Source organism: Moorena sp. SIO4E2 (genome assembly GCF_010671945.1).
GTDB lineage: Bacteria > Cyanobacteriota > Cyanobacteriia > Cyanobacteriales > Coleofasciculaceae > Moorena > Moorena producens.
This window is the reverse complement of sequence record NZ_JAAHIE010000338.1, coordinates 1-8,236: the sequence shown is the minus strand read 5'-3', so window position 1 is coordinate 8,236 and position 8,236 is coordinate 1. Positions and strand designations below refer to the sequence as shown.

The following is an 8,236-nucleotide window of genomic DNA, read 5'->3' as shown; positions in this document are numbered from 1 at the left end:
TGCTTAAAAGCCGCAGGTCACAAAGTACAACTAGCTAGTAATCCTATATTCAAGGACTTTGTTAAGAGCAGAGGTTTAGACTTTGCGCCAGTGGGAGACAACCCTCAAGAATGGGTGAAACAGTTTAACGCACAAACCAGTAGGAAGAAGTCAGCTTTGGCTAAAAAAGCCATTCTTTGGCGTATTGTTGGCTCCACTGTTGAACAGATGATGACTGATGCTTGGAATTGCTCTCAGGATACACAAGCAATCATTTATTCTACCCTAGCACTGCCTGGATATCATATTGCTGAAAAATTAGGCGTTCCTTGCTACGCAGCTTATAAAAATCCAATTACTCCTACTCGTGCTTTTCCTCACCCACTGCATACATCAACATTCAATTTGGGAGGAATTAACAACAGGCTGACTTATGTTTTTGAAGAACAATTCCGTTGGCAATTGACTCGAAAAATAATTAATCGCTGCCGACAGGAAATCCTCAAATTACCTCCTGTTCCCATTACAGGTTTCTATTCTCAGCAGCAAAAGCAACAACTTCCCCTTCTCCATTGCTTCAGTCCTAGTGTGATTCCAAAGCCTTCTGATTGGCTTGAGCGGGCATATGTCACGGGATACTGGTTTTTAGATCGGCCCGATGACTGGCAACCCCCAAAAGAACTGGTAGATTTCATAGCGGCTGGTTCGCCCCCAATATCTATTGGCTTCGGTAGTATGAGCGATCTTGAAGCAAAAGCACTAACAGAATTGGTGTTGAATGCTTTGGTTGAGACTGGACAGCGAGGGATCCTGTTAACAGGATGGGGAGGTTTGAGTAATACCGATTTACCGGATAATGTCTTCAAGATTGATTCAGTTCCCCATGATTGGCTGTTTCCCCAAATGAGGGCGGTAGTTCATCATGGTGGTGTTGGTACAACGGCAGCTGTTTTGCGGGCTGGTGTACCATCAATAATTGTCCCTTTTGCTGTAGATCAACCTTTTTGGGGGCAAACGGTGGCTTCCTTGGGTGTTGGCACGTCGCCGATCCTACGCAAAGACTTAACAGCAGAAAAATTAGTTGCTGCAATTCGCACTGCCACCAGTGATGAAGCTATGAAGGCTCGCGCTCGCGTTTTAGGGGAAAAGATTCGTTCTGAAGATGGCGTAGCAAAGGCGGTAGAAATTTTTCATCGCCATTTACCAAATTATTAGATATGAGGATATCTGTATGAAACTGTTTGAAACGACTACGGAAATGGGTCATGAGCAAGTGTTATTTTACCAGGATCAAAAGGTAGATTTAAGGGCTATCATCGCACTCCACGATACCAGCCCAGGAAAAGCTATGGGGGCAACTCGTTTATGGCCCTATGTTTGTGAAGAAGATGCCTTGAGAGATGTTCTGCGTCTGAGCCGTGGGATGACTTACAAGGCGGCTTGTGCGAATATTCCTGTGGGTGGAGGTAAGGGCGTAATTATTGCTAATCCTCAGAACAAAACTGATGAAATGTTAAAAGCTTATGGACGGTTTGTGGAGAGTCTGAAGGGACTTTTTATTACAGGTCAAGATGTCAATCTTTCTCCTAAAGATGTGCGGACAATTCAAAGTGAAACCAACTATGTAGTTGGTGTATATGAAAAGTCAGGAGGACCGGCTCCACTTACGGCTAGAGGAGTTTTGTTAGGGATTAAAGCAGCTGTAGAGTTTTGTTGGCAGACACAAAGACTGGATGGACTGAAAGTTGCAGTTCAAGGTTTGGGTAATGTCGGTCAAAGTCTTTGCAAGTATTTACACCAAGAGGGCGTAGAACTTTTTGTTAGTGATTTAAACCCGAATAAAACTGAAATAGCAAAAATATTATATGGAGCCAAGGTAGTAGAACCAAGTGAAATTTACTCCCTTGATGTTGATATTTTTTCTCCTTGTGCTTTAGGGGGAGTTTTGAATAGTTTAACTATTCCTTTAATTCAAGCCAAAATTATTGCTGGTGCAGCAAATAACCAACTAGAAGATGAACAAAGACATGGTCAAAAAATTGAATCAAGAGGAATTATTTACTGCCCAGATTATGTAATCAATGCTGGGGGATTAATCAATGTATACAATGAAATGATTGGTTATGAAGAAGAAAAAGCATTTGAGCAGCTTGATAATATCTATTCTACTATTCAAGAAATTTTACTTTTAGCAGATGAACAGAAAATCAATACTGGTGAAGCTGCTAGACAGTTGGCAGAACAACGCATACTTGAAATCAAAAAAAGCAAGTTTCAACTAATTTAATAGTATAGCGGTTTCTAGTCTAATGAGGTACACATAATTTTTTCCGTCTTCCCTCACTTCCCCTCCTGGGAGGGGTTAGGGGTGGGTTCCTATTATGACTTCACTGCTCCCTGCTCCCAGCCCCCCTTCCGCGCGGGGGCTTAGGGGGGATTCCTGCTCCCTAAAACCTTAGGTGCGCTTTCCGCATTAAGAATTAAATTCGCCACGGGTCGCACCTCAAAAATTTGTACCTCACCTAATTGAAAACCGCTAGAAATAGGTAAATATGGAATTAAATTCTGACATGACAGCTAATGACATTGACCAAGGTACTAATAATGATCTGGATTTGATTGTGCCGGATGAAGAGAGTGTTGAAGTTGCTAATTAAGATACAGATAATTCAGATGAAACAGCAGTAGTCCCAAATTTGTATAAGCGTTTATTAAAATATGCCTGTCAGCAAAAAACGCTGAAATTAGTTGCTGCAATTCCCACTGCAACCAGTGATGAAGCTATGAAGTATCGCCCTCGTCTTTTAGGGTAAAAGATTCGTTCTGAAGATGGCTTAGCAAGGGCGGTAGAAATTTTTCATCGCCATTTACCAAATTATTAGATATGAGGAGCTATGTATGAAACTGTTTGAAACGATTGCATAAATGGCTCATGATCAAGTATTTTTTGATCAGGATCGAAAGGTAGATTTAAGGGCAATTTTATCACCAACCATTGTAAGCATTCAGCCGTCAGCCGTCAGCCGTCAGCCATTCGCGTTCGCGCAGCGTGGCCATAGGCCAAGCGTGGCCATTCGCGTTCGCGCAGCGTGGCCATAGGCCAAGCGTGGCCATAGGCCAAGGCCAAGGCTCACGCTGCGCGAACAGCTTATTTTATTCAAAAGCACCTCAAGTAGCGCATTAGCTGATAGCTGATAGCTGAATGCTGATAGCTGATAGCTGATAGCTGAATGCTGATAGCTGAATGCTGATAGCTGAATGCTTACCAACCATTTACCCAGTATTGTATTGTTTAAGATTTTATTTGTAGTACAATGACACCAGATAAAGAAAAACGATTGAAAGGGAAAAACGAGTCTGATTTTTTCCTCATTTCCTTTCCTAAATGCGGTCGAACTTGGCTGCGATTGATGTTAGGAAGAGTTTTCCAGATGCACTTTAAGTTAAAGGATGCTAATATTTTAGAACTAGACAAATTGAGAGAATTACATCCCGATATTCCCAAGATTTGTGTATCCCACGACGATAAACCGCAATGGAAAAAACCGGATGAGTTGGTAACCTCAAAAGCTGAATATCAAGACAAACGGGTAATTTTTTTAGTCCGAGATCCCAGAGATGCGATCGTCTCTAACTATTACCAGAAAACGAAACGTCGCCAAGCTTATGACGGTAGTTTATCGGAATTTATTCGCGAAGAGAATGGTAGTTTCGCCACACTTATCCTTTTTTATAATATCTGGGCAGAAAATCGAGAGGTACCCCAAGATTTTTTACTGGTTCGCTATGAAGATATCCATCGCGATCGCCAAAAAGAATTGCGTCGGATGTTACATTTCTTAGGTTTACCAGAAATTGCCGACGATTTGATTGCAAAAGCAGGAGAATATGCTATTTTTGAGAATATGCGCAAAATGGAAGTCGAAAATAAATTTAACTCGCCGCGCATGAGTGCGGTAGATCCTGGAGATATCAACTCTTACAAAACTCGCAGAGGTAAAGTAGGTGGATTTAAAGACAACTTGAGTACAGCCGATATTGATTATCTCAATTGTATAATGAAAGAAAGTCTGTCAGTTTTTTATGGTTATGAGGTATGAAAGAAAGTAATCATTTGTTTGTCTCCGGTGTGCCGCGCTCGGGAACAACCTTGCTACAGCTAGTTTTGTCTGCACATCCCCAGATTACCGTAACGCCCGAAACGCTTTTTATTGAGCAATTATTTGCCAAAAATTTTACTACCAAACAGTTAAATCGAGAACAGAAAGAGGTGGCGATCGCCTTAATGCGATCGGACAAAAAACTCAACAGTTGGCCAAATTTTAACCTCGACAAATTTATCGCCACCGTTTCCTGGGAAACCGACTTAAGCATCAGTCAGCTTCTTGACTCTCTCTTTAATTTTTTTGCTTGCCAAAACAATAGCGGTACAGACTATCTCGGCAACAAAAAAGGCTGTTACGTTAAGAAACCTTATGCAGATTATACCAAAAAAGTCTTCCCCGATGCTCGATTTATCTATATTGTCAGAGACCCCAGAGATATAGTTCGCTCAATACTCGATACTTTCGATTTTGTAAAATCTCCAGGAGAAGCAGCAACAATTTGCCAAAGTCTCGGTCAGGGTATCTGGGAAAGACAGGAAAACTTTCCCGAAGCTGTCTTCGTAGTCCGTTATGAAAACCTGATTTTAACACCAGAAAAAGTTTGCAGCAAAATATGCGCCTTTTTGGATATTTCCTTCGACAAGCAGATGTTGAATTTTTACGAACTAAACAAAGGGGGTTCCCGTTTGCTGGGGGTGACTAAAGACATTCATCCCCACACCAAAACCCCCTTTAACCCAGAATTAATTCAACAGTGGCAGAAACAAGGATGTTTTACCGACCAAGAATTAGAAACAATTGAAACAATAACTAGCGATTACTTCAACCGTTATGGTTATGAAACATATTCTAGTTTTTTGTCCTGAATGTCTAGTGGTTCTAACTGACTGGATTTTTGCGGAAATTGCCGGGAGTGCAGAGAAGCATACCTTCCCCCTTTAGCAATTAATTCTGGGTGCGTTCCGGTTTCGACAATGCATCCGGACTCTAAAACAACAATTTTATCTGCCTTTTCAATCGTGGAAAGTCGGTGAGCAATAACTAAACTCGTGCGGTCTTTTAATAGTTGCTGCAAAGACTCTTGGATAAGTTGTTCGGACTCGGTATCCAGGGCAGAAGTTGCTTCGTCAAGGATGACAAATTGGGGATTTTTAAGGAGAATGCGAGCAATAGCTAAACGCTGTCTTTGTCCTCCCGAAAGTTTCACGCCGCGTTCGCCAATTATGGAGTTGTAACCCTCCGGAAAGTTGATAATAAAATCATGGGCATTAGCTGCTTTAGCGGCGGCTTCAATTTCCGCATCCGTAGCATCAATCTTGCCATAAGCAATATTATCTCGTACCGTGCCGTAAAGGAGTAAAGTTTCTTGGGAAACAATTCCGAGATGCGATCGCAGAGACTCCAAACTGATATCCTGCAAATTGCGATTATCAATTAAAATTTCCCCTTTTTGAGGGTCGTAAAAACGAGCAGCTAGTTTCGCCACGGTGCTTTTTCCCGCACCAGAAGAACCCACTAATGCCACAGTCATTCCCGGTTTTATCTCCAGAGTAAAGTCATGTAGAACTGTCTCCCCTTCCTGATAACCAAACTCGACATTTTCAAATTTCAGGTTACCTTCTACGGAAGTTAATACAACTGCATCTTCCTTTTCTTTTACTTCTGGTTCCATTTCCAAAATTTCAAAGACTCGCTCCGAACCAACAAGCGCTCTTTGCACGAGCTGAATCATTCTGCTAAAACGTCGGATTGGTCTATTAACTTGATAGACATAGGCTAAAAAAGCAGCTAGTTCACCAATAGTCAGACGACCAACTATTACTTCCCAGGAACCAAAAACCAATACGATTGCACTGCCAATGTTGTTGAGGACATCAATAACCGGAAAGAAAATTGACCAAAGACGAGTAGCGCGAATATTCGCCTCCATATAGCTACGGCTTTGTTCAAAAAAACGGTTAATTTCGTACCGTTCGTTACCAAAAGATTTGATGACGTGAATATTGGAAATTGTATCTTGGAGATGATTGTTAACCGCTGCGGCTTGCTCTTCCACCTCTCGGTAAGCACCCCGCATTAATTTGCCAAAAACTTGCGTCATATAAATCGTCAGGGGCCAGGTAAAAAGCAGCAGTAGACTCAATTGCCAATCAGCAGTCAACAGATAAACAATAATGACAATCACGGTGAAAACATCTACTAAAATTTCCGCAATGTCAGCAGTAACTAAAGTACCAATTGTATTGACATCTTTCGCCAACCGTGACATTAAATCCCCCGTCCGCTGATTTTCAAAAAAGCTAATTGATAGCCCCTGAATATGTTTGTACATATCGTTGCGGATGCTGTCAATTATTCTTTCACCAAACAAAGACATCAGATAGGTGCGAGCGTAATTAAGCACCCCCGTAAGGATGGAAATAAAAAAAATTGCGGCTGCTATCCAAGGTAATAAATTCAATTGTTTGGTGGGGATAACAACGTCAATCGTGTAGCGAGTAACCTGGGGAATGAGAACCTGCATAATTGACAGACAAATAATTACCACTAACGCGACAAAGAAGGGTAACTTGTTTTGCCAAACATATTTAAATATTCGCTGGAACAGCTTTTTTACTGCTCTGGTTGTATCTAATTTACCAACATCACTTTGGGCAATATGTAGAACTATGTTGCTTGTCACTTATCCTAACTCCGAATCTGTCTTATTTTTATTCTGTCACGGCAAGGACTGGTTTTTCCGGGAAAGGAAAATTTAAATCTGTGATGGGAGCATTTCTTTTATAGCATTTGCTCTTATTAGTGTGATATGCGGAAAATGGCAGAAACCCTTATGCTCCTTATGCTGTCTGCTATGGGTGCATCTCATATTTGCTTAGCTGCCCGAACCCTAAAGGGCCCGGCTACACGAACAAAGCCCGCCTGCGCGGGCTAGATTACTTGCATTGAGATGCACCCGTCTGCTATTTACCGTACCTCATTAATATAAGGTACAGTATTTTTTCTTGTTACCTGTTCCCTGTTCAGGGTAAGCGCAAGAAAAATTGAGCCAAAATGTGATATAGAGCCAAGATTATGACCATATTAAGCCTTGATTCTCAGCACTTGAGAAAATGGTTAAAAATTAATGTTTTTCACCGTCAATTATAGGGCCGCATCCGAGGTTCGTTCTCCGACAGTTATAAACACTAAGTCTAGTTTTTTAATCTCTACACTTCCCACTTAAATTATTCATTAATTTTACCAGCAATTTCCACAAATCAACGCTCTCCCCTAGGGTCTATTTCTTCTTGACAGCGCAAATATCATACCATTTTTTTTGCGTTGCTGAATATGGAAATGGTTTAACCATAAAGGGGAATTTTATGATTGATTAAATAATAAATAAGAAGCCTAATTGATAACTCCAACATTTCTTCAGATTTAGAGTAACAAAGAGTTCGTCGATGTAGTCTGGCTAAATAATGTCTCAATCTTGTATTTTCCTTCTCTATTCTAGTCATATAAGTTTTCTTGGTTAAATGATCAAGATCATCAATAAACATTTTATAAACAACATATTTATCAGTAGAATACCAAAAACTATGCCAACATTTTATAATTTTCCAAAGTTTTTTAAAAGTTTCCGAACTACGGTCACCAATTGTAAAGCTTAAAATCCCTGGATAGTGTTTGTTAGCGGCTGTCCTTTGAAGTTACCGTAAGAGAGTGGAGCCTTTATAGGGACAGGTTATGGGTAATAGTTTGAAGTTATATGAAATAAGGCTCCACTCTCTAAGGTTTCGTCCCAAACCCAAATTTTGTTTTTTTTTACAAATGTTTGTAGTTCATCTATTTGAGTTATTTCAGGAATTTCTTCAGTTAAACATAAATTTTCTAAGCCCGAACCAACTTTTTTTACCCAACTTATTATAGTGGTATGGTGGACACCAGTCACTCTTTCTATACCTCTGAAACCCATGCCATTGAGATACATTTTTAGGCATAGAGATTTAGTTTTTTTATCGTAACCACGTTCAATTTTTGACTCTATAAATTGTCGTCCACATTCGTTGCATTTATATCTTTGTTTTCCTCTTTGATGACCATATTTATGAGTTTTATTGCTATGACATTTAGGGCATTCCATGGTTTTATTTTTAGTATACCAT

General features: G+C 40.4%; 6 protein-coding genes and 1 pseudogene. 4 read left to right on the top strand and 3 right to left on the bottom strand.

From position 1 onward, the window contains the following. Together F6K37_RS26280 and scyB are read left to right on the top strand one after the other, a co-directional pair. Positions 1 to 1,194 (top strand): glycosyltransferase (locus F6K37_RS26280; protein WP_287253266.1); only part of this gene is annotated, 1,194 nt, incomplete at its 5' end. Positions 1,195 to 1,210: 16 nt separating this feature from the next. Beyond that, a complete protein-coding gene (gene scyB / locus F6K37_RS26275) occupies positions 1,211 to 2,266 on the top strand; it encodes a tryptophan dehydrogenase ScyB (protein ID WP_287253263.1) in 1,056 nt (351 codons plus the stop codon). 739 nt (positions 2,267 to 3,005) lie between these two features. On the opposite strand, the gene F6K37_RS26270 is transcribed toward scyB, so the two are convergent. Next, positions 3,006 to 3,248 carry a hypothetical protein gene (locus F6K37_RS26270; protein WP_287253261.1) on the bottom strand — a complete coding sequence of 81 codons (243 nt, stop codon included), beginning with the start codon at positions 3,246 to 3,248 and terminating at the stop codon, positions 3,006 to 3,008. 45 nt (positions 3,249 to 3,293) lie between these two features. Here F6K37_RS26270 and F6K37_RS26265 point away from each other — a divergent pair, with 45 nt between their 5' ends. Both F6K37_RS26265 and F6K37_RS26260 read left to right on the top strand, forming a co-directional pair. Continuing rightward, positions 3,294 to 4,079, top strand: coding sequence for a sulfotransferase domain-containing protein (locus tag F6K37_RS26265; protein ID WP_287253259.1), 786 nt, complete (start codon positions 3,294 to 3,296; stop codon positions 4,077 to 4,079). Continuing rightward, positions 4,076 to 4,951: a sulfotransferase family protein gene (locus F6K37_RS26260; RefSeq protein ID WP_287253257.1), complete on the top strand. Its 876-nt coding sequence runs from the start codon at positions 4,076 to 4,078 to the stop codon at positions 4,949 to 4,951. Before F6K37_RS26265 ends, F6K37_RS26260 begins: the two co-directional genes overlap by 4 nt. On the opposite strand, the gene F6K37_RS26255 is transcribed toward F6K37_RS26260, so the two are convergent. Together F6K37_RS26255 and F6K37_RS45660 are read right to left on the bottom strand one after the other, a co-directional pair. After that, a complete protein-coding gene (locus F6K37_RS26255; RefSeq protein ID WP_287253255.1) occupies positions 4,921 to 6,768 on the bottom strand; it encodes an ABC transporter ATP-binding protein in 1,848 nt (615 codons plus the stop codon). The genes F6K37_RS26260 and F6K37_RS26255 overlap by 31 nt on opposite strands. 661 nt (positions 6,769 to 7,429) lie before the next feature. After that, positions 7,430 to 8,214 (bottom strand): annotated as a pseudogene (locus F6K37_RS45660) (IS1 family transposase). Positions 8,215 to 8,236: the final 22 nt, after the last annotated feature.